This is a genomic window from Streptomyces sp. NPDC046349, assembly GCF_055587885.1.
In genome coordinates this window covers 477,584-502,647 of record NZ_JBVJFK010000005.1, presented here as the reverse complement: position 1 = coordinate 502,647, position 25,064 = coordinate 477,584, and the positions used below count along the sequence as shown (strand labels likewise).

The 25,064-nt window shown below is 72.9% G+C and carries 19 protein-coding genes, 1 rRNA gene and 1 pseudogene; 16 read left to right on the top strand and 5 right to left on the bottom strand.

What is annotated here, in order from left to right; all coding sequences use genetic code 11:
- The 3 genes and pseudogenes from rrf to ACZ6JS_RS15310 all read left to right on the top strand — a co-directional run.
- Nucleotides 1-91, top strand: a 5S ribosomal RNA gene (rrf, locus tag ACZ6JS_RS15320); the annotation flags it as partial.
- Nucleotides 92-197: 106 nt separating this feature from the next.
- Nucleotides 198-1,121, top strand: a pseudogene (locus ACZ6JS_RS15315) (hypothetical protein); the annotation flags it as partial.
- A gap of 342 nt (nt 1,122-1,463) precedes the next feature.
- Entirely contained in the window at nt 1,464-2,312 is an 849-nt protein-coding gene (locus tag ACZ6JS_RS15310) for a tetratricopeptide repeat protein (RefSeq protein ID WP_469298130.1), read from the top strand.
- Between the two features lie 70 nt (nt 2,313-2,382).
- Here ACZ6JS_RS15310 and ACZ6JS_RS15305 read toward each other — a convergent pair whose 3' ends face one another.
- Nucleotides 2,383-3,654, bottom strand: a complete 1,272-nt coding sequence (locus ACZ6JS_RS15305; RefSeq protein ID WP_469298091.1) for a DUF1015 family protein — start codon at nt 3,652-3,654, stop codon at nt 2,383-2,385.
- An 87-nt stretch (nt 3,655-3,741) separates the two neighbouring features.
- Between ACZ6JS_RS15305 and ACZ6JS_RS15300 the strand changes: the two genes are divergently transcribed.
- Genes ACZ6JS_RS15300 through ACZ6JS_RS15285 form a run of 4 tightly spaced genes read left to right on the top strand, consistent with a single transcriptional unit; the run spans nt 3,742 to nt 7,808 of the window.
- A complete protein-coding gene (locus ACZ6JS_RS15300; RefSeq protein WP_469298089.1) occupies nt 3,742-4,830 on the top strand; it encodes an HAD-IIA family hydrolase in 1,089 nt (362 codons plus the stop codon).
- 49 nt (nt 4,831-4,879) lie between these two features.
- The gene (locus tag ACZ6JS_RS15295) at nt 4,880-5,938 is read left to right on the top strand and encodes a FecCD family ABC transporter permease (protein WP_469298088.1); all 1,059 of its coding nucleotides are present in this window, start codon (nt 4,880-4,882) and stop codon (nt 5,936-5,938) included.
- Between the two features lie 41 nt (nt 5,939-5,979).
- On the top strand, nt 5,980-6,981 hold the full coding sequence (locus tag ACZ6JS_RS15290; protein ID WP_469298128.1) for a FecCD family ABC transporter permease: 1,002 nt from the start codon (nt 5,980-5,982) through the stop codon (nt 6,979-6,981).
- Nucleotides 6,978-7,808 (top strand): ABC transporter ATP-binding protein, encoded by an 831-nt coding sequence (locus ACZ6JS_RS15285; protein ID WP_469298086.1) that lies wholly within the window; start codon nt 6,978-6,980, stop codon nt 7,806-7,808. Before ACZ6JS_RS15290 ends, ACZ6JS_RS15285 begins: the two co-directional genes overlap by 4 nt.
- A 67-nt stretch (nt 7,809-7,875) precedes the next feature.
- Here the strand turns inward: ACZ6JS_RS15285 and ACZ6JS_RS15280 are convergent, their stop codons facing one another.
- The gene (locus tag ACZ6JS_RS15280; RefSeq protein ID WP_469298085.1) at nt 7,876-8,223 is read right to left on the bottom strand and encodes an SCP2 sterol-binding domain-containing protein; all 348 of its coding nucleotides are present in this window, start codon (nt 8,221-8,223) and stop codon (nt 7,876-7,878) included.
- Nucleotides 8,224-8,288: 65 nt separating this feature from the next.
- On the opposite strand from ACZ6JS_RS15280, the gene ACZ6JS_RS15275 reads away from it, so the two are divergent.
- The 5 genes from ACZ6JS_RS15275 to ACZ6JS_RS15255 all read left to right on the top strand — a co-directional run bounded on the left by ACZ6JS_RS15275 (nt 8,289) and on the right by ACZ6JS_RS15255 (nt 13,735).
- Complete coding sequence (locus ACZ6JS_RS15275; RefSeq protein ID WP_469298083.1) at nt 8,289-8,627, top strand: hypothetical protein; 339 nt, start codon at nt 8,289-8,291, stop codon at nt 8,625-8,627.
- Between the two features lie 7 nt (nt 8,628-8,634).
- Nucleotides 8,635-9,450: a TlyA family RNA methyltransferase gene (locus tag ACZ6JS_RS15270; protein WP_469298082.1), complete on the top strand. Its 816-nt coding sequence runs from the start codon at nt 8,635-8,637 to the stop codon at nt 9,448-9,450.
- Entirely contained in the window at nt 9,447-10,355 is a 909-nt protein-coding gene (locus tag ACZ6JS_RS15265) for an NAD kinase (RefSeq protein ID WP_469298080.1), read from the top strand. The genes ACZ6JS_RS15270 and ACZ6JS_RS15265 overlap by 4 nt, the downstream gene beginning before the upstream one ends.
- Before the next feature lie 287 nt (nt 10,356-10,642).
- The gene (gene recN / locus ACZ6JS_RS15260; RefSeq protein WP_469298126.1) at nt 10,643-12,367 is read left to right on the top strand and encodes a DNA repair protein RecN; all 1,725 of its coding nucleotides are present in this window, start codon (nt 10,643-10,645) and stop codon (nt 12,365-12,367) included.
- Between the two features lie 255 nt (nt 12,368-12,622).
- Nucleotides 12,623-13,735: a glycosyltransferase family 4 protein gene (locus ACZ6JS_RS15255; protein WP_469298078.1), complete on the top strand. Its 1,113-nt coding sequence runs from the start codon at nt 12,623-12,625 to the stop codon at nt 13,733-13,735.
- A gap of 132 nt (nt 13,736-13,867) precedes the next feature.
- On the opposite strand, the gene ACZ6JS_RS15250 is transcribed toward ACZ6JS_RS15255, so the two are convergent.
- Nucleotides 13,868-15,487 carry a PucR family transcriptional regulator gene (locus ACZ6JS_RS15250; RefSeq protein ID WP_469298077.1) on the bottom strand — a complete coding sequence of 540 codons (1,620 nt, stop codon included), beginning with the start codon at nt 15,485-15,487 and terminating at the stop codon, nt 13,868-13,870.
- A 180-nt stretch (nt 15,488-15,667) separates the two neighbouring features.
- On the opposite strand from ACZ6JS_RS15250, the gene ACZ6JS_RS15245 reads away from it, so the two are divergent.
- A complete protein-coding gene (locus tag ACZ6JS_RS15245) occupies nt 15,668-17,242 on the top strand; it encodes an APC family permease (protein WP_469298075.1) in 1,575 nt (524 codons plus the stop codon).
- An 11-nt stretch (nt 17,243-17,253) separates the two neighbouring features.
- Complete coding sequence (locus tag ACZ6JS_RS15240) at nt 17,254-18,879, top strand: flavin monoamine oxidase family protein (RefSeq protein ID WP_469298074.1); 1,626 nt, start codon at nt 17,254-17,256, stop codon at nt 18,877-18,879.
- A 6-nt stretch (nt 18,880-18,885) separates the two neighbouring features.
- On the opposite strand, the gene ACZ6JS_RS15235 is transcribed toward ACZ6JS_RS15240, so the two are convergent.
- Both ACZ6JS_RS15235 and ACZ6JS_RS15230 read right to left on the bottom strand, forming a co-directional pair.
- Nucleotides 18,886-20,271, bottom strand: a complete 1,386-nt coding sequence (locus ACZ6JS_RS15235) for an FAD-binding oxidoreductase (protein ID WP_469298073.1) — start codon at nt 20,269-20,271, stop codon at nt 18,886-18,888.
- 121 nt (nt 20,272-20,392) lie between these two features.
- The gene (locus tag ACZ6JS_RS15230) at nt 20,393-22,222 is read right to left on the bottom strand and encodes a glycoside hydrolase family 15 protein (protein ID WP_469298072.1); all 1,830 of its coding nucleotides are present in this window, start codon (nt 22,220-22,222) and stop codon (nt 20,393-20,395) included.
- Between the two features lie 446 nt (nt 22,223-22,668).
- Between ACZ6JS_RS15230 and ACZ6JS_RS15225 the strand changes: the two genes are divergently transcribed.
- Nucleotides 22,669-24,321, top strand: coding sequence for a CTP synthase (locus ACZ6JS_RS15225; protein WP_469298070.1), 1,653 nt, complete (start codon nt 22,669-22,671; stop codon nt 24,319-24,321).
- 80 nt (nt 24,322-24,401) lie between these two features.
- Complete coding sequence (locus tag ACZ6JS_RS15220) at nt 24,402-25,034, top strand: NUDIX domain-containing protein (protein ID WP_469298068.1); 633 nt, start codon at nt 24,402-24,404, stop codon at nt 25,032-25,034.
- Nucleotides 25,035-25,064: the final 30 nt, after the last annotated feature.

Sequence of the window (25,064 nt, the reverse complement as noted above, 5' to 3'; positions counted from 1 at the left end):
GCCCGGTTACATTCCGAACCCGGAAGCTAAGCCTTTCAGCGCCGATGGTACTGCAGGGGGGACCCTGTGGGAGAGTAGGACGCCGCCGAACAATCTTTCAAAGGACCCTTGGTCCAGCGTTCAACGCTGGACCAAGGGTCTTTTTTGTTTTTCATCATTTGCACGCCGAAGCGCGGCCATGGGTCGGTTGCGCGAGAATGACTAGCGGTACCCCGAAGACAGGAGTCACACCCATGTCCAACTCTCCCGACGATCGTCCGGAGCGCGAGCCTCGTCGCAACGACGGCGGTGACAGGGGCGGCTACCGCGGGGGCCGTGACGACCGTGGCGGCGATCGTCCCCCCTTCCGCCGTGACGACCGCGGTGGCCGGCCGGCCGGCAGCGGCGGTGGCTTCCGTCGCGACGACCGTGGTGGACGTCCCGCCGGCGGTGGCGGTGGCTTCCGTCGCGACGACCGTGGCGGTGACCGTCCGTCCTACCCGCGTCGTGACGACCGCGGTGGCGAACGTCCTTCCTTCCGTCGTGACGACCGCGGCGGCGAGCGTCCCTCGTACCCCCGTCGTGACGACCGCGGCGGCGACCGTCCCTCGTACCCGCGCCGTGACGACGACCGCGGTGGCTTCCGCGGCGGCCGTGACGACCGTGGCGGTGACCGTCCCTCGTACCCGCGCCGTGACGACCGCGGCGGGGAACGTCCTTCCTTCCGTCGTGACGACCGCGGCGGCGAGCGTCCCTCGTACCCGCGTCGTGACGACCGCGGCGGTGACCGTCCCTCGTACCCGCGGCGTGACGACCGCGGCGGTGACCGTCCGTCGTACCCGCGTCGCGACGACGACCGCGGTGGCTTCCGCGGCGGCCGTGACGACCGTGGCGGCGACCGCCCCTCCTACCCCCGTCGTGACGACCGCGGCGAGCGTCCTTCGTACCCGCGTCGCGACGACGACCGCGGTGGTTTCCGCGGCGGCCGTGACGACCGTGGCGGCGACCGTCCCTCGTACCCGCGCCGTGACGACCGGGGTGAGCGTCCTTCGTACCCGCGCCGTGACGACCGCGGCGAGCGTCCCTCGTACCCCCGTCGTGACGACCGCGGCGGCGACCGTCCGTCCTACCCCCGTCGTGACGAACGTGGCGGCGACCGCCCTTCGTACCCGCGCCGTGACGACCGCGGCGGTGACCGTCCCTCGTACCCGCGTCGCGACGACGACGGCGGTGGCTTCCGCGGCGGCCGTGACGACCGTGGCGGCGACCGTCCCTCCTACCCCCGTCGTGACGACCGCGGCGGCGAGCGTCCCTCGTACCCGCGTCGTGACGACCGGGGCGGGTACCGTGGCGGCCGTGACGACCGCGGCGGCTACCGGGGTCGCGACGACCGCGATGGCGATCGCGGCTACCGTTCGGACCGCGACCCGGTCAAGCGGCTTCCGATCGACGAGGACGTCACCGGTCTCGAGATCGACGCCGATGTGCGTCAGGAGCTCCTGAGCCTGCCCAAGGGCCTGGCCGAAGAGGTCTCCAAGAACCTGGTCATGGTCGCCCGGCTGATCGACGAGGACCCCGAGCAGGCCTACGCGTACTCGCGCATCGCCCTGCGCCTGGCCTCCCGCGTCGCCGCCGTCCGCGAGGCCGCCGGCTTCGCCGCGTACGCCACGCAGAAGTACAGCGAGGCCCTCGCGGAGTTCCGCGCCGCCAAGCGCATGACCGGCTCCGTCGAGCTGTGGCCCGTCATGGCCGACTGCGAGCGAGGCCTCGGCCGTCCCGAGCGGGCGCTGGCCATGGCCGGCGAGCCCGAGGTGCAGAAGCTCGACAAGGCCGGCCAGGTCGAGATGCGTCTGGTCGCGGCCGGTGCGCGGCGGGACCAGGGGCAGCTCGAAGCGGCCATCGTGACCCTGCAGAGCCCCGAGCTGGCGTCCAACGCCGTCCAGCCGTGGACCGCGCGCCTGCGGTACGCCTACGCCGACGCCCTGCTGGCGGCCGGGCGTGACGACGAGGCCCGCGAGTGGTTCGGCAAGGCCCTCGAGGCGGACAAGGAGGGGGCCACCGACGCCTCCGACCGACTCGCCGAGCTCGACGGCGTCGAGTTCGTCGACGCCGCGATCGACCTGTCCGACGACGACGAGGTCGAGGACCTCTCCGTCGACGACCGGGACGAGGACGACGAGGACGACGAGGACGACGAGGACGAGGACCCGGCGGAGGTGGCGGCGGCCGAGCGCGCCACCGACGTCACCGAGTACTACGACGAGGACGACGAGGAGTACGAGCCGCTGGAGCAGTCCGCGGCCGACGCGGAGGTCCGGGACGACAAGGCCTGAGCCACGATGACGCAGTGATGAAGGGCGGTACCCCGAACGGGGTACCGCCCTTCATCGTGTCCGGGAGGGATCAGCCCAGTCCGCGCAGGACCAGGCCCGTGGCCGGCTTCGGCCCGAAGGACGTCGACTTGCGGGGCATGGTGACCCCCTGGCGGGCGAGGTCGCGCACGACCTCCTCGCGTACGGGATGCAGGAGGACGGCGGTGCCCCCGTGCCGCTCGGCCATGGCCACCGTGGACGCGGCGTCGTGAATGTACGTGATCTGGTCCGGGGCGTCCGGGACGTCCCAGAGCGCGTCGAGCAGCGTCGCGTGCAGCACGGTGGCGTCCAGCCGGCGCCAGGCCTCGGGGCGGTCGTGTCGGACCGTGCGGTCGAGGAGGGCCAGGTCGGGATCGGTGACCAGGTGGAAGGTGCCGTCGCCGGCGAGGAGGAAGGCGTTGCCGCGTTCCGCCGCGTCCGCGAGGGCCTCCAGGGCCAGCGGCAGCGGCCCGTCGACCGGGCGGACCCGGAAGTGGCCTTCGACGGCGGCCAGTGCGTCGGCGACCGGGAGACGGCGCAGCATCCGGTGGATGGCGCGGACCTGCAGCGGGTAGCGGGCGGTGTCCACGAGGAGCACCAGGCCGAAGTCCCACGCGGTGGGGGAGCCGTGCTCCTCCTGGAGGCGCAGATACGTCGCCCAGCGGTGGTGGCCGTCGGCGATGAGAGCCTGGCGGTGGCTGAGATCCGCCGTGACGGCGGCCAGTTCGGCCGGGTCCGTGATGGCCCAGAGACGGTGCTGGAAGCCGTCCTCGGTGGTGGTCGACAGCAGCGGCGCGCGCTGGGCGGTCCGCTCCACGACCGCTGCCGCACCCGCTCCGGGATCGTCGCCCCGGTAGGTGAGGAGGAGCGGTTCCAGGTTCGCGGACGTGGCCCGCATCAGGCCTGCCCGGTCGGTCACCACGTCCGGCATGACGTCCTCGTGGGGGAGGACGATGCCGGCGTCGGCGGTGGACAGGGCGAGGGCGCCGATGACGCCGCGCTGGAGCAGCCCGCCCCGGCGCTGCTCGTACACGTACAGCGCGGGCTCGGGGTCGGCGGACAGAATCCCCTCGGCGAGCCAGTCCCGCAAAGTGCGCGCGGCCTGTTCGTTGCGCGCGGCCGGGGTGCCGGCCTGCGGGAGGATGAGGCGGACGATGTTGTGCGGGTCGGCGGACTCGAGGTGGTCGACTCCGTCGGGACGCACGACCACGTCGTACGGCGGCGAGGTGACGGCGGCGAGGCTGCCGACACGCTCGGGGACGTAGCGCAGGCCATGGAACGGGATGAGGCGCAGCCCGTGGTCCGCGGTGCCAGAAGTGGTCATTGGTGCATGGTAAATCGCGTCTCGCCATGCGGGATGATCGGGGCAGTACGGAATCGGACAAGATCGATCTCACAGGGAGCGGCCAGAATGACCCGGCAGATCAGGACCAGTCCTGCGGCGTGTGACCAGAGTCTGCACCAGACGTACGACACCGCTCTCCTGGACCTGGACGGTGTGGTGTACGCGGGCGGGCGGGCCATCGGCCATGCCGTGGAGTCCCTCGCGGCGGCCCGCGCCGACGGCATGCACCTCGCGTACGTGACGAACAACGCGCTGAGGACCCCCGAAGCCGTCGCCGAGCACCTGGGCGAACTGGGCATCCCGACCGACCCGGCCGAGGTGATCACCTCGGCGCAGGCCGTGGCCCGGCTGATCGCGGAGCAGGTGGAGCCGGGGTCCAGCGTGCTGGTGATCGGCGGGGAGGGGCTGCGGGTCGCGCTGCGTGAACGCGGCCTGGTGCCGGTCGAGTCCGCCGACGCGGAGGGGCTGGCGGCGGTCGTGCAGGGCTACGGGGGACCGGACCTGGCGTGGGGCCGGTTCGCGGAGGCCTCGTACGCGATCAACCGGGGCGTGCCGTGGTACGCGTCGAACACCGACCTGACGATCCCCGGTGCGCGGGGCATCGCGCCGGGCAACGGGGCCGCGGTGGAGGTCGTACGGATCGCCACGGGCGCGGAGCCGCAGGTGGCGGGCAAGCCGCTGCCCCCCATGCACCGCGAGACGGTGCTGCGGACCGGGGCGAAGCGGCCGCTGGTCGTCGGGGACCGGCTGGACACCGACATCGAGGGCGCCTTCAACGGGGAGGTGGACTCGCTGCTGGTGCTGACCGGGGTGACCGACGCGGAGCAGCTGCTGCGGGCCGAGCCCCGGCACCGGCCGACCTACGTCGACCGGGACCTGCGCGGGCTGCTGGCCGGACAGCCGGAGGTGGTGCCGGCCGCGGAGGGGTTCCGCTGCGGCGGCTGGACGGCGGTGGCCCTGAACAACGGAGTGCTCGAACTGCGCGAGGCCGACGAGGAGACCGGGAGCGGGGAGGGCACGGCGACCGCGGACGGCGGCTCGGGCCCGGACCCTCTGGACGGTCTGCGGGCACTGTGCGCGGCGGCCTGGACGGCCGCCGGGGAGGACATGTGCACGCTCGACACGGCGAAGGCGCTGGCCAGACTGGGTCTTTGAGGCCCTCCGGGGCTCCGCTCGAGGCGGAGGCTAGGCTAACCTAACCTGCGTGTTGGTTGAGAGTCCCCCCGAATCCTTGCCGAGCACGGCGTCCCCGCCGGACGCCGTCGCCCGCCCACGCCATGCCGCGCGTGCCGCGGGTCTGGCCGGCGCCCTCGTGGTGCTCGCCCTGATCGTGGTGCTGAGCATCGCCGTGGGCGCCAAGCAGATGCCCCTGGACGAGGTCTGGCACGGCCTCTTCCACTACTCGGGGACCGCCTCGGACGTGGTCGTGCGGGACCTGCGGGTCCCGCGCACCCTCCTCGGGCTGATGGTCGGGCTCGGCCTCGGCCTGTCCGGGGCGGTGATGCAGGCACTGACCCGCAATCCGCTGGCCGAGCCAGGCATCCTCGGCGTCAACGCCGGCGCCGCGGCGGCCGTCGTCTCCGCGATCAGCTTCCTCGGCGCGAGCTCGCTGAGCGAGTTCGTGTGGTGGGCGTTCCTCGGCGCCGCCGTCGTCTCGGTCATCGTGTACGTGCTGGGCGGCAGCCGAAGCGCCACACCGGTACGCCTCGCGCTCGCCGGCACGGCGGCCAGCGCGGCCCTCGTCGGCTACATCAACGCCGTGCAGCTGATGGACAGCAAGGCGCTGGACAAGCTGCGCTTCTGGACGGTGGGGTCGCTGGCCTCGGCCAACATGGACACTGTCCGGCAGGTCGCCCCGTTCCTGCTGGTCGGCGCGGTGCTCGCGCTGTCGCTGGGCCGGCCGCTCAACGCGATGGCCATGGGCGACGACACGGCCAGGGCCCTCGGCGCGAACCTGACGCGGACCCGGGTCGGCGCCATGCTCGCCATCACCCTGCTCTGCGGTGCGGCGACCGCCGCGTGCGGGCCCATCGTCTTCATCGGCCTGATGATCCCGCACCTCGTGCGTGTGTTCACCGGACCGGACATGCGCTGGGTGCTCGCGTACTCGGCCGTCCTGTCGCCCGTCCTGCTGCTCGGGGCGGACGTCGTCGGCAGGGTCGTCACCCGGCCCGCCGAGCTCCAGGTCGGCATCGTCACCGCGCTCATCGGCGGGCCCGTCTTCATCTACCTCGTCCGGCGCAAGAGGATGGCCCAGCTGTGACCGTGACCGCCAAAGTCCGTCCCGTGCGGCTCCCGGGCGGGATGTCGCTGCGGATCGAGCGGCGCGCCCTGGCCGTCGGCGCCCTTCTCGTCCTCGCCGCGTTCGTGATGGCCGTCCTGCTCATCGGCACCGGCGACTTCGACATCGCGCCGTGGGACGTCGTGCAGACCCTGCTCGGCAACGGCACCCCCGCCAACGACTTCATCGTCAACGACCTCCGCCTGCCCCGGGTGCTGGTCGCCCTGCTGGTCGGCGCAGCCCTCGGGATGGCCGGAGCCGTCTTCCAGTCGGTGACCCGCAACCCGCTCGGCTCCCCCGACCTGCTCGGTTTCTCGTACGGGTCCGCAGTCGGCGCGCTCGTCGTCATCATCCTGCTGAAGGGCTCGGCGACCGAGGTCGCCGCGGGCGCGCTGCTCGGCGGACTGCTGGCCGGCGGCGCCGTCTACCTGCTGGCGTACAAGCGGGGCATCCACGGCTACCGGCTGGTCCTGGTGGGCATCGGCGCCTGCGCGATGCTGGTGGCCGTCATCCAGTACCTGATCACCAAGGCCCAGCTCGTGGAGGCCTCGCGGGCGATGGTCTGGCTGACCGGTTCGCTGGCCGGCCGGGACTGGGCGCAGGTGTGGCCGCTGCTGGCGACCTGCGCGGTGCTGTTCCCGCTGGTGCTGGGGCAGAGCCGGGCCCTGCGGATGATCGAGATGGGCGACGACGCGGCGTACGCGGTGGGGGTGCGGGTGGAGCGCACCCGGCTGCTGCTGATGCTGGCCGCGATCCTGCTCACCACGGCGGCGAGCGCCGCGGCCGGGCCGATCAGCTTCGTCGCGCTGGCCGCGCCGCAGCTGGCACGGCGGCTGACCCGCTCGCCCGGCGCCAACCTGCTGACCGCCGCCCTCATGGGCTCGGTGGTGCTGCTGCTCTCGGACTGGGCCTCGCAGCGGGCCTTCGGCGCGGACCAGCTGCCGGTGGGCGTGGTGACCGGGCTGGTCGGCGGTGTCTATCTGCTCTGGCTGCTCGTCACCGAGCGCAAGGCAGGACGTATATGAACCTCAGGAGTGCGCAAGTGCAGCGGTTGACCGCGGAGAACGTGACCCTCGGCTACGACCGGCGGGTCATCGCCGAGGACCTGTCGGTGGAGATCCCCGACAACTCCTTCACGGTGATCGTCGGCCCCAACGCCTGCGGCAAGTCCACACTGCTGCGGGCCCTGTCGCGGATGCTGAAGCCGTCCCAGGGGCGGGTGCTGCTGGACGGGCAGGCCATCGGGTCCATGCCCGCGAAGAAGGTCGCCAAGACCCTGGGCCTGCTCCCGCAGTCCTCGATCGCGCCCGACGGCATCACGGTCGCCGACCTGGTCTCCCGCGGCCGCTACCCGCACCAGGGCCTGCTCCGGCAGTGGTCGCCCGAGGACGAGCGGATCGTGACCGAGTCGATGGCTTCGACAGGGGTCGCCGAACTCGCCGACCGGGCCGTGGACGAGCTGTCGGGCGGGCAGCGGCAGCGCGTGTGGATCGCGATGGCACTGGCCCAGCAGACTCCGCTGCTCCTGCTCGACGAGCCGACGACCTACCTGGACATCCAGCACCAGATCGACGTGCTGGACCTGTGCGCCGAGCTGCACGAGACCCAGGGGCGCACCCTCGTCGCCGTCCTGCACGACCTCAACCACGCCGCCCGCTACGCCACGCACCTGATCGCGATGCGGGGCGGGAAGGTCATCGCCGAGGGCCCGCCGCAGGAGGTGGTCACCGCGGAACTCGTGGAGAAGGTGTTCGGGCTGCGCTGCCAGGTCATCGACGACCCGGAGACGGGGACGCCCTTGGTGATCCCGGCGGCACGGCGCTCCCGCGCCCGGGCGGCCGCCGAGGTGTAGGAGCAGGGCGTGGCCGACATCTCCGGAGTGTCCGGCGGACCAGGGTGTGCCCGGGCCGCCGGCGCCCCTAGAGCAGGCTCTTGAGCCGCAGCAGGTCGCGGATGCCGGCCTCCAGCCTGACCCGGCCGGAGGCCCAGGCCTTCGCGAATTTGAGCTCGCCCGCGACCAGCGCGACCAGGTCGTCCCCGGTCATCGCGAGGCGGATCTCCGCCTTGCGGGCCGGCGGGCCCGGCGTGACCGCGTCCACCCGGATCCGGCCACCGTCGAGGCGGCCCGTGAACGTCTGGTCCAGGTCCGTGATGTGGCAGCTGAGGGAGCGGTCGAACGCGGCAGCGCCGCGCACGCCCTCCTCGGCCCGCGCGAGATTGTCGGAGAGTCGGTCGAGTGCTTCACGGCACTCCTGGATCGTAGCCATCGTGATCACGACCGTACCGCAGAGCCGAGCGTGGCCGTGGGGGCGCTTCGGGGTAGCGTCGTGGCATGACCGACGAAGCAGCCGAGACACGGGCCGGGGCCCCGAGCGCAGGCGGAGCCGAGGTGCGGGCCGTGGCCGGAGCCGAGGCGGAGGCGGAAGCCCCCGCCGCGCCGGTGGAGACCGCCGCTCCGGTGGAGCCCGCCGGGCCCGCGGCACTGGGCGTCGTACGCACCCCCACCGGCCACGCCGGGGTGGACGCGCACCTGGCGCGGCTGGCGGACGCGGACCACCTCGCGGCGGACGGACACGTCGAGGTGTACGAGGATGTCCACCGGGGGCTGCGTGAGGCGCTGACCGCGCTGGACGCACCGCCCGTCCCCGGACCGTACGAAAACAGGAGCTGAACCGAACGTGGCAGGAGTGGCACGCCGCCGCCTGGACGCCGAACTGGTACGCCGCAGCATGGCCCGCTCGCGCGAGCACGCCGCGCAGCTGATCGCCGCGGGCCGGGTGACCGTGGGCGGCACCACCGCGACCAAGGCCGCCACCCAGGTCGAGACCAGCGCGGCCCTCGTGGTCCTCAAGGACGACACCGACCCCGACTACGTCTCGCGCGGCGGGCACAAGCTGGCGGGCGCCCTCGAGGCCTTCCGGCCGCGGGGGCTGCGGGTCGAGGGCCGCCGGGCGCTGGACGCGGGAGCGTCCACCGGAGGCTTCACCGACGTGCTGCTGCGGGCGGGCGTCGCCCACGTCATGGCGGTCGACGTCGGCTACGGGCAGCTCGCCTGGTCGCTGCAGAGCGACGACCGCGTGACCGTGAAGGACCGCACGAACGTGCGCGAGCTGACGGTCGAGCAGATCGACGGCATCCCGGTGGACCTCGTCGTCGGCGACCTGTCCTTCATCTCGATCGGCCTGGTGCTGCCCGCGCTGGTACGGTGCACGGCGCCGGACGCGGACCTTGTGCTGATGGTCAAGCCGCAGTTCGAGGTCGGCAAGGACCGGCTGGGCAGCGGCGGCGTGGTGCGCAGCCCCGAGCTGCGGGCCCAGGCCGTGCGCGAGGTGGCGGCCAGCGCCGCGGCGCTGGGACTGGGCGTCCTCGGGGTCACCGCCAGTCCGCTGCCGGGGCCCTCGGGCAACGTCGAGTACTTTCTGTGGCTGAGGGCGGGGGCACCGGCGCTCGACCCGGCGGATGTTGACCGTGCAGTGGCAGAGGGGCCGCAGTGACAGATTCTTCGGGGGAACGCACCGTATTCCTGCTCGCGCACACCGGACGGCCCGCGGCCATCCGCAGCGCCGAGCTGGTCGTCAAGGGACTGCTGCGCTGCGGGCTGGGCGTACGGGTCTTCGACCACGAGGCGGTGGACCTGCCGCTGCCGCCGGAGGTGGAACTCGTCACCGAGTCCACGCCCGGCGTGCTCGACGGGTGCGAGCTGCTGGTGGTGCTGGGCGGTGACGGGACCCTGCTGCGCGGCGCCGAGCTCGCACGGGCCTCGGGCGTACCGATGCTGGGCGTCAACCTGGGCCGGGTCGGCTTCCTCGCCGAGGCCGAGCGCGACGACCTGGACAAGGTCGTGGACCGCGTGGTGGCGCGCTCGTACGAGGTCGAGGAGCGCATGACCCTCGACGTGATCGTGCGGACCAACGGCGACGTCGTCCACCGGGACTGGGCGCTGAACGAGGCCGCGGTCCAGAAGGTGTCCCCGGAGCGGATGCTGGAGGTGGTCCTGGAGATCGACGGACGCCCGGTGACCGGCTTCGGCTGTGACGGGATCGTCTGCGCCACTCCGACCGGCTCGACGGCGTACGCCTTCTCCGCGGGCGGGCCGGTGGTCTGGCCGGAGGTGGAGGCGCTGCTGATGGTGCCGATCAGCGCGCACGCGCTGTTCGCGAAGCCGCTGGTGACCTCGCCGAACTCGGTCCTGGCGGTGGAGGTGCAGAACGGCACCCCGCACGGGGTCCTGTGGTGCGACGGCCGGCGCATGCTGGAGCTGCCGGCCGGGGCCCGTGTGGAGGTCCGGCGGGGTGCGGTGCCCGTGCGGCTCGCCCGGCTGCACCACGCCTCCTTCACGGACCGGCTCGTCGCGAAGTTCGCGCTGCCGGTGTCGGGCTGGCGAGGCGCACCCCACTGACGGCCCCGGCGCGGCCGGCGGCCGGCGCCGACAGCCCTTCGAAGCGGCCGGCGGCGAAGACGCCGTACGAATCGGAGGCGCCGCGCAGCCCCCGGTGCGGGACGGCGTGAAGGCGCGACGGGGGCCGACGCGGCCCTCGTCGCCCGCAAGCCCGGCTGGGATTCCCGGTGTTGCCGTTCGGCGCCGGCAGCGAAAGCGTTAATAGCACATGCGTTCGGAGAACTCGCGACGGGTGACGTCACATGGCACCCGGGAAACCTCGGTATCGTCGTCCCGTGCTTGAGGAGATGCGGATACGGTCGCTCGGGGTCATCGACGACGCGGTGGTCGAGCTGTCGCCCGGTTTCACCGCGGTGACCGGCGAGACCGGTGCGGGCAAGACGATGGTCGTCACCAGCCTCGGGCTGCTGCTCGGCGGGCGCGCCGACCCGGCCCTGGTGCGGATCGGGGCCAAGGCGGCGGTGGTCGAGGGCCGCGTCGTCATGCGCCCGGACGCCCCCGCCGCGGTCCGCGCCGAGGAGGCCGGCGCCGAGCTCGACGACGGCGCGCTGCTGATCAGCCGGACCGTGTCCGCCGAGGGGCGTTCGCGCGCCCACGTCGGCGGCCGCTCCGTGCCCGTCGGCCTGCTCGGTGAACTCGCCGACGACCTGGTCGCCGTACACGGGCAGACCGACCAGCAGGGCCTGCTCCGGCCGGCCCGGCAGCGGCAGGCGCTCGACCGGTACGCCGGAGACGCCGTCGCCGTCCCGCTGGAGAAGTACGGCTCGGCCTATCGCAGGCTCCGCGCGGTCGCCGTGGAGCTCGAGGAGATCACCACCCGCGCCCGGGAGCGGGCCCAGGAGGCCGATCTGCTCCGCTTCGGCCTGGAGGAGATCGCGGCCGTCGAGCCGGTGGCCGGCGAGGACGCCGAACTGGCGGCCGAGGCGGAGCGGCTCGGCCACGCCGAAGCCCTCGCCCAGGCGGCCCAGGCGGCGCACGCCGCGCTCGCGGGCAACCCCGAGGACCCCGAGGCCATCGACGCGAACATGCTCGTCGCCGGAGCCCACCGGGCCCTGGAATCCGTGCGGTCGCACGACCCGGCGCTCGGCGCGCTCGCCGAGCGGATCGGCGAGCTCGGCATCCTGCTCGCCGACGTGGCAGGGGAACTGGCCGGCTACGCCGACGACCTCGACGCCGATCCGCTGCGGCTGGCGGCGGTGGAGGAGCGCCGGGCCGCCCTGACGCAGCTGACGCGCAAGTACGGCACCGAAGGCACCGTGGACGCCGTGCTGGAGTGGGCCGAACGGGGCGCGGCGCGGCTGCTGGAACTGGAGGGCGACGACGAGCGGATCACCGAGCTGACCGTGGAACGGGACGGGCTGCGCTCCGAACTGTCCCTGCTGGCCCAGACGTTGACCGACGCCCGGGTGGAGGCGGCGACACGCTTCGCCTCCGCGGTGACGGCGGAGCTGGCGTCTCTGGCGATGCCGCACGCCCGGGTGACGATCGACATCCGGCAGACGGAGGACCCCGAGGGAGTGGACGTGGACGGCCGCCCGGTCGCCTACGGCCCCTCCGGCGCCGACGAGGTCGAACTGCTGCTCGCCCCGCATCCGGGCGCCCAGCCGCGGCCGATCGCCAAGGGCGCCTCGGGCGGTGAGCTGTCCCGCGTGATGCTCGCGGTCGAGGTCGTCTTCGCGGGCACCGACCCGGTGCCCACGTACCTCTTCGACGAGGTCGACGCCGGCGTCGGCGGCAAGGCGGCGGTCGAGATCGGCCGGCGCCTGGCGAAGCTGGCCAGGACGGCGCAGGTCGTGGTGGTCACGCACCTGCCGCAGGTGGCGGCCTTCGCCGACCGGCAGCTGCTGGTGGAGAAGACCAACGACGGCTCGGTCACCCGCAGCGGGGTCACCGTCCTGGAGGGCGAGGACCGGATCCGCGAGCTGTCGCGCATGCTTGCGGGGCACGAGGACTCCGTCTCCGCGCGGGCGCACGCCGAGGAACTGCTCGCGGCGGCGCGCGCCGACATGTGAGCCCGCACACCACGTGGAGGGCCCGGAACGCATACCGCTCCGGGCCCTCCGCTTGTCCGTGAAAGACCGGTTCGGGCCTGAAACGGACCGATCGGCCCGTCACTCTTCGGATTCCACTTACGCCGTGTGGGTGAGGCCGGTGGGACTCCGGCCGTATCTCGCACAGGATCCGCACCCGTATGGTCCCGGAACGCGCGTGCGGGCTGGCATTCTTGGCGACGTCACTGACTCTTCCTCACCCTGGAGCTTCGGCCCGTGAGCAGCTCCCCGGTCTCCACCTCCGCCGCGGCACAGCCCTACGGGCGCCCGCTGCGCACCGTCCACGTGCTCGGCGACGGTGCGGGGGCGGGCAGCTGCGCCCACGTCCGATCGCTCGCCACGGGGCTCGCCGCGCGCGGGGTGCGGGTCACGGTGTGCGCCCCCGTCCGGGCGGAGGGGGAGTACGACTTCACCGGAGCCGGGGCGGAGTTCGCGCCCGACGCGGTGAGCGTGCTGCGGACCGCCTGCGCCGGCGCGGACGTCATCCACGCGCACGGGGTGAAGGCGGGCCTGAAGGCCGCACTGGCCATGCGCGGGCGCAGGGTGCCGCTGGTGGTGACCTGGCACGGCGACGGCCCGGCCGCGCCCGGTGCGCTCGGGCGGCTGAGCCGGATGCTGGAACGCCGCGTGGCGCGGGCCGCCGCGGTGGTGCTCGGCGCCTCCTCGGATCTCGTGGACCTGGCGCGGCAGCGGGGCGCCCGGGACGCGCGACTGGCGCCGGTGGCCTTCCCGGCGGTCGCGGAAGAGACGTCGGACCCGGACAAGGTGCGGGCGGAACTGGGGGTCGTGGAGCGGCCGCTGCTCATCGCCGTCGGCAGCCTGGTGGCCCACCGCGGATACTCCGTCCTGCTCGACGCGGCACGCGAGTGGCGGGCCCTGGAACCGCCGCCGCTGCTGGTGATCGCGGGCGAGGGGCCGCTACGGGCCGAACTGGCCCGGCGGATCGAGGCGGAGCGGCTCCCGGTCCGGCTGCTCGGGCGGCGCCGGGACGCGGTGCAGCTCCTGGCGGCGGCGGACCTGGCGGTCCTGCCGAGCCGATGGGAGGCGCGGGCACCGCTGGCGCAGGAGGCGCTCAGAGTGGGCGTGCCGCTCGTGGCCACGGCGGTGGGCGGGGTGCCGGAGCTGGTGGGGGAGGGCGCGGTGCTCGTCCCGCCGGGGGAGGCGGGAGCCCTCGCCTCGGCCGTGACCGGCCTCCTGGCCGATCCGGCCCGCCGGGCCGACCTGGCCGCCGCCGGGCGCATCCAGGCCGCGACGTGGCCGTCGGAGGACGACACCGTGGCCCAGGTCCTGTCCGTGTACGACGAACTGATGGAACGCCACCGCCGCTAGGGGCTCTCTTCCGGACCTTGCCGGGCTCGCGGCGCCCGGCACCGCGCCTGGCTGCGTCGTCGTCGGTCGCCGATGCTCCGCATGGACTTCCCCCTCCGCCTCGGCCGAGGCTGTACGGGCCAGGGCCGCGCGTCAGGACGGACCGGCGTGGCGGCGGGCGCGGAGGGCCAGGCTCAGGGAGAGGACCGTTTCCGGGTCGTCCAGGTCCGTGCCCAGCAGCTCCGAGATGCGCGCCAGCCGGTTGTAGAGGGTCTGCCGGTTGAGGTGGAGCTCCCGGGCGGTCTCCGCCTTGCGGCCCGCATGGGCCAGGTACGTCTCCAGGGTGGGGAGCAGCGGCGGCCGCGAGGCCGCGTCGTGCGCGCGCAGCGGGCCGATCGCACGGTCCACGAAGGCCGCCAGGTCGGGGTGTTCGCGCAACCGCCACAGCAGCAGGTCGATGTCGAGGCGCCGGGCGTCGTACCAGGGCCGGGCCGGGAGGCCGTGCGCCGCTGTGGCGGTCTCCGCGGCGTGCCGCAGCCCGGACGAGGCCGCCGCCCAGCCGCCCGCCACCCCGACGACCACGGCCGGCGGGGCGGTGGCGCGGTCCAGGCCCGCGCGTTCGACGCCCGCACGCAGTGCCGCCGCGACCCGGTCGGCGACCGCCGTGCGCTCCGACTCCGCCCGCAGCGACACCAGCAGCGGCACCCGGCCCTCGACCGGCCGGACCCCCAGCAGGACCGGGGCCCCGACGGACGACAGCTCCTCCAGCACCGCCCTGGCCAGGACGGCCCAGTTGCCGGACGGGCCGAGGTCCGACAGCCGCATGACCACCGGCAGCAGCGGGCCGGAGCCCGGCTTGAAGCCCAGCACGCGCGCCTGCGCCGGCGCGTCCTCGGCCGAGATGCGGCCCTCCGCGAGGTCCGTGAGGAAGTCGCCGCGGCCGCGCGCCGCCAGCTCCTCCTCCTGCCGCGCCTGCATGAGGACCACGGCCAGCACGCCGGCCGTGCGTTCCGCCGCCATCCGGTGCACCGGCAGCAGCGGGGCCGAGACCCCCACCAGGACCACCCGGGCCCGCACCGAGCCCGTGCCGTGGCCGCCGCCCGGTACGTCGATCACCACCGTGTTCGCCGACGGTTCGGCCTCGCGCTGGCCGCGCAGTCCCTCCCACACCTGGAGCGGGTCCGCACCGGGGTCCTTGGCCGCGCTGGCGGCCGCGTACAGCAACTGCCCGTCCGGGGTCTCCAGGAAGACCGGGTTCCCCGTGAAGTCGGCCAGGATGCGCAGCACCTGCGGGATGCCCCCGCCGCCCAACAGGGCCTGCGTGCACCGCCGGTGGACCTCCTCGGCCCGCTGGAGCAAGGCGTAGTGGCCGTTGACGATCTCGGTGTGGACCTCCTCGGTGACCGCGACGAAAGGGACCTCCCGGTGGAGCTGCACCAGCGGCAGCCCCGCCGCGCGCGCCGTCTCCACGATCGTCGCGGGCAGCCGCGTGAACCGCGGGCCCAGCTCCACCACCAGTGCGGCGATGCCCCGGTCCGCGAGGCGGCGCACGAAGGCCCGCTGTTCGGCGGGGCGGGTGCCCAGGCCCAGCCCCGTGGTCAGCAGCAACTCGCCGCCCTTGAGCAAGGAGGCGATGTTCGGGACCTCGCCCGCGTGCACCCAGCGGACGGTGCGGCCCAGGCGGTCGGCGCAGGCCACCACCTCCGGCAGGCCGCTGCGCAGCCCCGGCAGCTCCAGTGCCCGCTGAACGGTGATACCGCCCTGGTTCTCCATAGCGCCGGACGCTACCGGGATGCTTGTGGCGAACACATCTCCCACCAGTCACACGGGTGTTGTCCGACCCGTACGGCCCGACAACTCGTCGTCCCCGCAAGGAGATTATCGGACCACGTGCCGATTGTGGCGTGCGTCACGCACGGAGAGAGTGGGCGCCCTCACACGGAAGAGGAGCCCATGAGCGCAGACATCCCCGGCCGGTCCCCCCAGGCATCCGCGGTCCCCCCGGTGCAGCGGCTCAAAGCCGACTCCGTCGGGTTGGTCGGCGTGGTGTTCATGGCCGTCGCCACGGCCGCCCCGATCACCGCCATGACGGGGAACCTGCCCATCGCGGTCGGATTCGGCAACGGCACCGGAGCCCCCGCCGGATATCTCTTCGCCACCGTCGTCCTGACGGTCTTCGCCGTCGGCTACGTCGCCATGGCCAAACGGATCACTGCCGCCGGCGCCTTCTACGGGTACATCTCGCACGGTCTCGGCCGCATCGCCGGCATGGCCTCCGGGATGCTCGCCGTTCTCGCGTACATCGTCTTCGAGGCCTCGATCGTCGGGGTCTTCTCGTACTTCGCGCAGACCACCGTCCGTGACCAGCTCGGCATCGACCTGCCGTGGATCGTCTACGCGGCCGGGATGCTGGCGGTCACGGCCGTCCTCGCGCACTTCGACATCAACCTCACGGCCAAGGCGCTCGGGGTGATGCTCGTCGCCGAGATCGCCGTGCTGTTCGCCGTCGCCACCGCCGTCCTCGTCGCAGGCGGCGGCCCCGAGGGAATCCCGCTCGAACCGGTCAACCCCACGAACGCCTTCACGGGCACCTCGGCCGGCCTCGGCCTCTTCTTCGCCTTCTGGTCCTGGGTCGGCTTCGAGTCCACCGCCATGTACGGCGAGGAGTCCCGCGACCCCAAGCGGGTCATCCCCAAGGCCACCCTGATCTCCGTGGTCGGCGTCGGACTCTTCTACATCTACGTCTCCTGGATGACCATCGCCGGCAACGGCCTGGCCCGGTCCGCCGAACTGGCCGCCTCCACCAGCCCCCTGGACCTCTTCTTCCGCCCCACCGAGACCTTCATCGGAGCCTGGGCGGTCGACGCCTTCCAGTGGCTGCTGCTCACCGGTTCCTTCGCCTGCGGAATGGCCTTCCACCAGTGCGCCGCCCGCTACCTCTACGCCATCGGCCGGGAGGGCTTCCTGTCGCCTGCGCTCGGCCGCACCCACCGCCGGCACGGCTCCCCGTACCTGGCCTCCGTCGTGCAGACCGCCATCGCCACCGCGCTCGTCGCGGGCTTCTGGCTCACCGGGCAGGACCCGTACCTGCACCTCTACACGCTGCTCGCGATCCTCGGCACGATGGCCATCCTGATCGTCCAGACCCTGTGCTCCTTCGCCGTCGTCGGCTACTTCCGCAAGAACCACCCGGAGGACCGGCACTGGTTCCGTACGCTGACCGCACCACTGCTCGGCGGCGTCGGCATGACCGCCGTGGTGGTCCTGCTGGTCCTCAACATGGAGACCGCGGCGGGCAGCGCCGCCGGATCCCTCTTCTTCAAGCTGATCCCCTGGATCGTCGGCGGCGTCTTCCTCGGCGGCCTGGGCCTCGGCCTGCGCCTGCGGGCCAAGGCCCCCGAGCGTTACGAGATCATCGGCCGGATCGTCCTGGAGGACGCCGCCGAGCGCCCCGGGGACGACGCCGGCCTCCCGCCCCGGTCCGCCACCTCGCCCGCCTCGTCCGACCCGACCACCGCGAACGCCTGAGGAGCCCCGCCATGGCCCGTACACCCGTCATGCACGCCCTGCGCCGGCTCGCCGCCGAGCACGCGGCCGCCCGCAGGCTCGCGATGCCCGCTGCCGACGTCCGCGGATCCACCCGTCGTGAACTGCTGGGGCGCGCCGCCGCGCTCGGTCTCGCCGCCGCCCTCGCACCTGCGGCGGCCGCCCACGCCGCGCAGAGCGCCCCCGACAGGAAGCCCGTCACCCCCGCCCGCGTCGCGGTGGTCGGCGCGGGCATCTCCGGGCTGACCGCCGCCCTCACCCTGCAGGACGCCGGCGTCCCCTTCACTCTCTACGAGGCCGACCCGGGCCGCGTCGGGGGCCGGATGTGGACCCAGCGCGAGCACTGGGCGTACGGACAGACCTCCGAGATCGGCGGCGAGCTGATCGACACCAGCCACAAGAAGATGCTCGAGCTGTGCCGCCGGTTCGGCCTGCCCACCGAGGACTTCCTCGGCGGCGGCCCCAACGGGGCCGAGGAGGTGCTCTGGTTCGACGGGGAGTACTACTCCCGCACACAGGCCGATGAGGACTTCAAGGCCGTCTACCAGGCCCTGCACCGCGATCTGCAGGAGGCCGGCGAGGTCAGCTGGGACAGCACGACCCCCGCCGGCACGGCGCTCGACGAGATGACCCTGTACGAATGGATCGAGACCCGGGTCCCGGGCGGCCACGGTTCGCAGCTCGGCCGGTTCATCGACGTCGCCTACAACGTCGAGTACGGCGCGCAGACCGACCGCCAGTCGGCCCTCGCCCTGGTCCTCCTCATGGGCTACCAGCCCAATCCCGGGAACTTCAACGTCTGGGGCCTGTCCAACGAGCGGTACCACATCATCGGGGGCAACGACCGGCTGCCGAACGCCATCGCCGCGGCCCTGCCCGCCGGTTCGCTCGTGACGGGCCGCGAACTGGTGGCCCTCAGGGCCAACGCCGACGGCACCCAGACACTCACCTTCCAGGACTCCGGAGCCCTGCGGACCACCGTCGCCGACCACACGGTCCTCTGCCTGCCGCTGCCGGTCCTGCAGCGCCTCGACACCTCGCAGGCGGGCTTCGACCCGCTGATGCGCAACCTGCTGCGCGACGCCCGGATGGGCCACTGCACCAAACTCAACATGCAGTTCACCGCCCGCCCCTGGCGCGGCACCGGCCCCTGGCCGGGGGTCTCCGCCGGAGACTGCTTCACCGACACCGACGTCCAGCAGACCTGGGACACCACGAAGGTGCGGCCCGGCACCGGAGGCATCCTCCTCCAGTACGGCGGCGGCGACCTCGCCGCCGCACTCACCCCCGCCACGCCCTTCGCCACCGAGGCCGACCCCTACGTACGGGCCCTCGCCGACCGGATGCTCACCGGCGTCGACGCCTTCTACCCGGGCACCAAGGCCGTCTGGAACGGCCGTGCCCAGGTGTCGGCGTGGCACCGCAACCCGTACTCGCTGGGCGCGTACTCGTACTGGCCGACCGGCTACCTGCACCGCTACGCCAAGTACGAGGGCACCGCGCAGGGCAACGTCCACATCGGCGGAGAGCACTGCAGCTACGACTTCCAGGGCTTCATGGAGGGCGGTGCCACCGAGGGCGAGAGGGCGGCGCGGGAGGTGATCGCGGCCCTCACCTGAGGTGCCTCAGGCCGGCCGGATGTTGTGGTTGAAGCGGAAGACGTTGTCCGGGTCGTACTGCCGCTTCACCCGGCCCAGCCGGCGCATGTTGTCCGCGCCGAGCCCGGAGACCACCCGGTCCGAGCCCTCGTCCCCGGTGAAGTTCAGGTACACCGCGCCGGTGCTCCACGGCTGCACGTCCGCGCGGACGTCCTTGACCCACTGCCGGCAGCGTTCGTCGTCGGCCGGGTCCTCCCAGATCCCGAACGGGTGCACCGCCCAGGGGGAGTCCCGGTACGGCACCGGATAGTCGGCCGGGCCGGAGGCGATCGCGCCGCCCTGCGGGAACAGGATGTGCTGGGTCCCGGTCGGCACAGGCATCGACGAGGCCCTGGAGCAGAACACGTCGACGAACGCGTCCGGTGCGGCGGTCAGGTACTCCGCCGACCAGTAGTTCCGCATTCCCGGCGGGTCGTCGATCATGCACTGGAGATCGGCGTACGGGATGGCGGTGACCATCGCCGCCTCGTGCGGCAGCGCCAGCAGCGGCTCGGCCAGCCTGCGCAGCCGGTCCTCCGGCCCCGCGTACGTGAGCAGCGCCGCGCACACCAGCCGCCCGGCGAGGTGCGGGGGCACGAGGTCGTCGTCCGGGGGGCCGGTCAGGTAGATCACGCCCCCGCCCGCCTCCGCCGGCCCGTTCTCGAGCAGGTCCCGGTAGGTCCGCACCACCTCGGGGCCGCTCTCCGGCAGGTACAGGACGAACGCGATCGCCATGGCGGGCAGTTCGTGCAGCCGCAGGGTGATCGCGGTGGCCACGCCGAAGTTCCCGCCGCCGCCGTGCAGGGCCCAGAACAGCTCCGGGCGCTCCTCCGCGGTGGTCTCCACGACCGATCCGTCGGCCGTCACCAGCTCCACGCCCAGCAGGTTGTCCACGGCCAGCCCGCACTTGCGGTCCAGCCAGCCGCTGCCGCCCCCCAGGACGAAGCCGCCGACCCCGGTCGTGGAGGCACGGCCCCCGGTGGTGGCGAGCCCGTACGGGGCACAGGCCCGGTCCAGGTGGCTCATCGTCGCCCCGCCCCCGACCCGGACCGCGCGGGCGCCCGGGTGGACGGTGACCTCCTGCATCCGGCGGAGGTCGATCACCAGGGCGCCGTCACCGAGGGCGGAACCGGAGACGCTGTGCCCGCCGCCGCGCACGGCGATGTGCAGGTCCAGCTCCCTCGCGAAGCGCACGGCGGTGACCACGTCCTCCGCGCTCTCGCACCGGGCGATCACCGCAGGCCTGCGGTCGATCATCGCGTTGAAGACGGTCCTGGCCTCGTCGTAGCCGGGATCCTCCGGAGCGAACACCTCACCGGACAGATCCTCGCGGAGCGCGGTCAGGGCCGCGCCCGCCTTCGAGAGGGGAGCCATGGCTGCCCCTTCCAACGGAGGGAGGGCATAAGACCCTTCCAGCCTAGGCCCGCGGGATCAGCCGGGCGCGGTGGGCGCCGGGCACCGCCGGACGGCGGTTCGGGTGTCCGCCCGCAGGCCCTCAGCCCCCGTACGCGCCGCTGGCGGTCAGCCGCAGGGCCGTGTCGATCAGCGGAACGTGGCTGAACGCCTGCGGGAAGTTCCCCACCTGCCGCTGGAGCCGCGGATCCCACTCCTCCGCCAGCAGGCCCAGGTCGTTGCGCAGCGCGAGCAGCCGCTCGAACAGCCGCCGCGCCTCGTCCACCCGGCCGATCATCGCCAGGTCGTCGGCCATCCAGAACGAGCAGGCCAGGAAGGCTCCCTCGTCGCCCTCCAGGCCGTCCACACCGGCCTCCTCGCCCGCGGTCGGGTAGCGGAGGATGAAACCGTCGGGGGTGGACAGCTCGCGCTGGATCGCCTCGATCGTGCCGATGACCCGCTTGTCGTCCGGCGGCAGGAAGCCCATCTGCGGGATCAGCAGCAGCGAGGCGTCCAGCTCCTTCGACCCGTACGACTGGGTGAAGGTGTTGCGTTCCTTGTCGTAGCCCTTCTCGCACACGTCCTGGTGGATCTCGTCGCGCAGCTCCCGCCACCGCTCCAGCGGGCCGTCCGCGTCCCCGCTCTCGATCAGCTTGATCGTGCGGTCCACGGCCACCCAGGCCATCACCTTGGAGTGCACGAAGTGCCGGCGCGGGCCGCGCACCTCCCAGATGCCCTCATCCGGCTCGGACCAGTGCGTCTCCAGGTACCGGATCAGCTTGAGCTGGAGCAGGGAGGCGTAGTCGCTGCGGGCCAGGCCGGTCATGTGGCCCAGGTGCAGGGCCTCGGTGACCTCGCCGTACACGTCGAGCTGCAGCTGGCCGGCGGCGCCGTTGCCGACGCGGACCGGGCGGGAGCCCTCGTATCCGGGCAGCCAGTCCAGCTCGGTCTCGCCGAGCTCCCGTTCGCCTGCGATCCCGTACATGATCTGCAGGTTCTCCGGGTCGCCGGCCACCGCGCGCAGCAGCCACTCGCGCCAGGCGCGGGCCTCCTCGCGGTAGCCGGTGCGCAGCAGCGAGGAGAGGGTGATGGCCGCGTCCCGCAGCCAGGTGTAGCGGTAGTCCCAGTTGCGGACTCCGCCGATCTCCTCCGGCAGGGAGGTGGTCGGCGCGGCGACGATCCCGCCCGTGGGGGCGTACGTGAGGGCCTTGAGGGTGATCAGGGAGCGGACCACGGCCTCCCGGTAGGGCCCGTGGTAGGTGCACTGGTCGACCCACTCGCGCCAGAACTCGGTGGCCGACTCCAGGGCAGCCTCGGCGTCCGGGGCCTCGGGCGCGCCGCGGTGCGAGGGCTGCCAGCTGATGCTGAAGGCCACCCGGTCGCCGGGTCCGACGGTGAAGTCGGAGTACGTCGTCAGGTCCTTGCCGTACGTCTGCGCCTCGGTGTCCAGCCAGACGGAGTCGGGACCCGCGACGGCGACGGTGCGGCCGTCGACCTTGTGCACCCACGGCACCACCCGGCCGTAGCTGAAGCGCATCCGCAACGTCGAGCGCATCGGAACACGCCCGCTGACGCCCTCCACGATGCGGATCAGCTGCGGCGCGTGGTCCTCGCGGGGAGGCATGAAGTCGATCACGCGGACGTTGCCCCGCGGGGTGTCCCACTCGGACTCCAGCACCAGCGAGTCGCCGCGGTAGCGGCGGCGGGTGGCACGCGGGGCCTCGGAGCCCGCCGGGAACGACGGCCCGATCCGCCAGAACCCGTGATCCTCGGTGCCGAGAATGCTCGCGAACACGGCATGGGAGTCGAAGCGGGGCAGACACAGCCAGTCCACCGCCCCGTCCCGGCAGACCAGCGCCGCGGTCTGCATGTCACCGATCAGTGCGTAATCCTCGATGCGCCCGGACACGTGCATCTCCAGTCGAACGGCCACGTCCGCCCCGAAGGGCGCTTGCAATGCGCGTTTGCGCGGTCTCCTGTGTGCAGGGATCTCCGCGTGAGCCCATGATTCCGTATATCGGGCCGGTTAGGCCGTCCGACGGACTGCCCGGCGGTGATGTGTGCAATATCCGAGCAGGATATGTCGGCACCCTAGTGATCTTCTCGAGGCCGCGGGCAATGCCGTTCGGCCGAACGGGTGAGCCGCGAGATCTCCGCCCCGGCCCCGATCGGCGCTCTGCTACGAGCCGTCGACGCCGCGTGGCCGGAGGCGGACCGCCCCGGGCGCTGATAGGCTGGTACCCCGTGGACCGGTGGTCTGCCTGTGCGAATCAGGGGCCCCGAAACCGCAGCTTCGGCGCCCCCTGAGACCCTTCCGGATCGACGGTGGCCGGCGCCGGACGCACCTCACCTCGCGACCACGGGAGCCCCCTCTTGGCGATGCCGCCCAAATCCATGACGACCAAGCACATCTTCGTCACCGGGGGTGTCGCTTCCTCCCTCGGCAAGGGCCTGACGGCCTCCAGCCTGGGGGCGCTCCTGAAGGCGCGCGGCCTGCGGGTCACGATGCAGAAGCTCGACCCGTACCTGAACGTCGACCCCGGCACCATGAACCCGTTCCAGCACGGCGAGGTGTTCGTCACCAACGACGGCGCCGAGACCGACCTGGACATCGGCCACTACGAGCGCTTCCTCGACGTCGACCTCGACGGCTCGGCCAACGTCACGACCGGCCAGGTCTACAACACCGTCATCGCCAAGGAGCGCCGCGGCGAGTACCTCGGTGACACCGTGCAGGTCATCCCGCACATCACCAACGAGATCAAGCACCGCATCCGCCGCATGGCGACCGAGGACGTCGACGTCGTCATCACCGAGGTCGGCGGCACCGTCGGCGACATCGAGTCGCTTCCGTTCCTGGAGACCGTCCGCCAGGTCCGCCACGAGGTCGGCCGCGACAACGTCTTCGTCGTGCACATCTCGCTGCTGCCCTACATCGGCCCCTCCGGCGAACTGAAGACCAAGCCGACCCAGCACTCGGTCGCGGCCCTGCGCAACATCGGCATCCAGCCCGACGCCATCGTGCTGCGCGCCGACCGCGACGTCCCCACCAGCATCAAGCGCAAGATCTCGCTGATGTGCGACGTGGACGAGGCGGCCGTGGTCGCGGCCATCGACGCCAAGTCGATCTACGACATCCCCAAGGTCCTGCACACCGAGGGCCTGGACGCGTACGTCGTGCGCAAGCTCGACCTGCCCTTCCGCGACGTCGACTGGACCGTCTGGGAGGACCTCCTCGACCGCGTCCACAACCCCGATCACGAGGTCAAGGTCGCGCTCGTCGGCAAGTACATCGACCTGCCCGACGCCTACCTGTCGGTGACCGAGGCACTGCGCGCCGGCGGCTTCGCCAACAAGGCCCGCGTCCAGATCAAGTGGGTCACCTCCGACGACTGCAAGACCCCCGCGGGCGCGGCGGCCCAGCTCTCCGACGTGGACGCGATCTGCGTGCCCGGCGGCTTCGGCGACCGCGGCGTGAACGGCAAGGTCGGCGCGATCACCTACGCCCGCGAGAACAAGATCCCGCTGCTCGGTCTGTGCCTGGGCCTGCAGTGCGTGGTCATCGAGGCCGCGCGCAACCTCGCGGGCATCGAGGACGCCAACTCCACCGAGTTCGACGCCTCCACCCCCCACCCGGTCATCTCGACCATGGAGGAGCAGCTGGCCTTCGTCGAGGGCGCGGGCGACCTGGGTGGCACCATGCGCCTGGGCATGTATCCGGCCAAGCTCGCCGAGGGCTCCATCGTGCGCGAGGTCTACGGCGACCAGGCGTACGTGGACGAGCGCCACCGCCACCGCTACGAGGTCAACAACGCCTACCGCGGCGAGCTGGAGAAGAAGGCGGGCCTCGTCTTCTCCGGCACCTCCCCGGACAACAAGCTCGTCGAGTACGTCGAGTACCCGCGCGAGGTCCACCCCTACCTGGTGGCCACCCAGGCCCACCCGGAGCTGCGCTCGCGCCCCACGCGCCCGCACCCGCTGTTCGCGGGTCTGGTCAAGGCGGCCGTGGAGCGCCAGCAGTCCGCGAAGTGAGCGTCTGACCGCATAACGTAGACGGCCGGGGTACGGAAGATCCGTACCCCGGCTGTCGCGCGTTGTGGAGGGCTTCGGGCATGAACATCAAGGACACGGCGGAATCCTGGGAGACGCTGTCGACCCGGCGGCCGTTCCAGGGCGCGAAGACGGCGGTGGACTCCGACGAGGTCCGGATGCCGGACGGCTCGACGGCCCGCCGCGACTACCAGGTCCACCCCGGTTCGGTGTGCGTGCTCGCGCTGGACGAGGAAGGACGGGTGCTGGTCCTCAGCCAGTACCGGCACCCGGTGCGGCGCCGGCTGTGGGAGCTGCCGGCCGGCCTGCTGGACGTCCCCGGGGAGAACCCGCTGCTCGGCGCGCAGCGCGAACTCTACGAGGAGGCGCACGCCAAGGCGGAGGACTGGCGGGTGCTCGTCGACTTCTACGCATCGCCGGGCGGGTCCGACGAGGCCGTCCGGGTCTTCCTGGCCCGGGGCGTCTCGGATGCGGACGGCGAGCGCTACTCCGAGGCCGGCTCGGAGGAGGCGGACATGGAGGTGGCCTGGGTCCCGCTGGCGGAGCTGGTGCGGGGGATCCTGGCGGGCGAGCTCGGCAACCCGGGGCTGGTGACCGGGGTGCTGGCGCTGTCCGCCGCACTGGCCTCGCAGGGCGGTGTCGACGCCCTGCGCCCGGCCCTCGCTCCCTGGCCGGCCCGGCCGTACGAGGCGTAGCCGCGGATACCGCTCGTGGCGCCGATGCGG

Coding starts and splice junctions, on each gene's coding strand:
- ACZ6JS_RS15280 (WP_469298085.1), bottom strand. CDS start 8,223: ATGGCTACGATCCAGGAGTGCCGTGAAGCACTCGACCGACTCTCCGAC.
- ACZ6JS_RS15240 (WP_469298074.1), top strand. CDS start 17,254: ATGGCCCGTACACCCGTCATGCACGCCCTGCGCCGGCTCGCCGCCGAG.
- ACZ6JS_RS15285 (WP_469298086.1), top strand. CDS start 6,978: ATGAACCTCAGGAGTGCGCAAGTGCAGCGGTTGACCGCGGAGAACGTG.
- ACZ6JS_RS15290 (WP_469298128.1), top strand. CDS start 5,980: ATGTCGCTGCGGATCGAGCGGCGCGCCCTGGCCGTCGGCGCCCTTCTC.
- ACZ6JS_RS15275 (WP_469298083.1), top strand. CDS start 8,289: ATGACCGACGAAGCAGCCGAGACACGGGCCGGGGCCCCGAGCGCAGGC.
- ACZ6JS_RS15305 (WP_469298091.1), bottom strand. CDS start 3,654: ATGACCACTTCTGGCACCGCGGACCACGGGCTGCGCCTCATCCCGTTC.
- ACZ6JS_RS15225 (WP_469298070.1), top strand. CDS start 22,669: ATGCCGCCCAAATCCATGACGACCAAGCACATCTTCGTCACCGGGGGT.
- ACZ6JS_RS15235 (WP_469298073.1), bottom strand. CDS start 20,271: ATGGCTCCCCTCTCGAAGGCGGGCGCGGCCCTGACCGCGCTCCGCGAG.
- recN (WP_469298126.1), top strand. CDS start 10,643: ATGCGGATACGGTCGCTCGGGGTCATCGACGACGCGGTGGTCGAGCTG.
- ACZ6JS_RS15220 (WP_469298068.1), top strand. CDS start 24,402: ATGAACATCAAGGACACGGCGGAATCCTGGGAGACGCTGTCGACCCGG.
- ACZ6JS_RS15250 (WP_469298077.1), bottom strand. CDS start 15,487: ATGGAGAACCAGGGCGGTATCACCGTTCAGCGGGCACTGGAGCTGCCG.
- ACZ6JS_RS15300 (WP_469298089.1), top strand. CDS start 3,742: ATGACCCGGCAGATCAGGACCAGTCCTGCGGCGTGTGACCAGAGTCTG.
- ACZ6JS_RS15245 (WP_469298075.1), top strand. CDS start 15,668: ATGAGCGCAGACATCCCCGGCCGGTCCCCCCAGGCATCCGCGGTCCCC.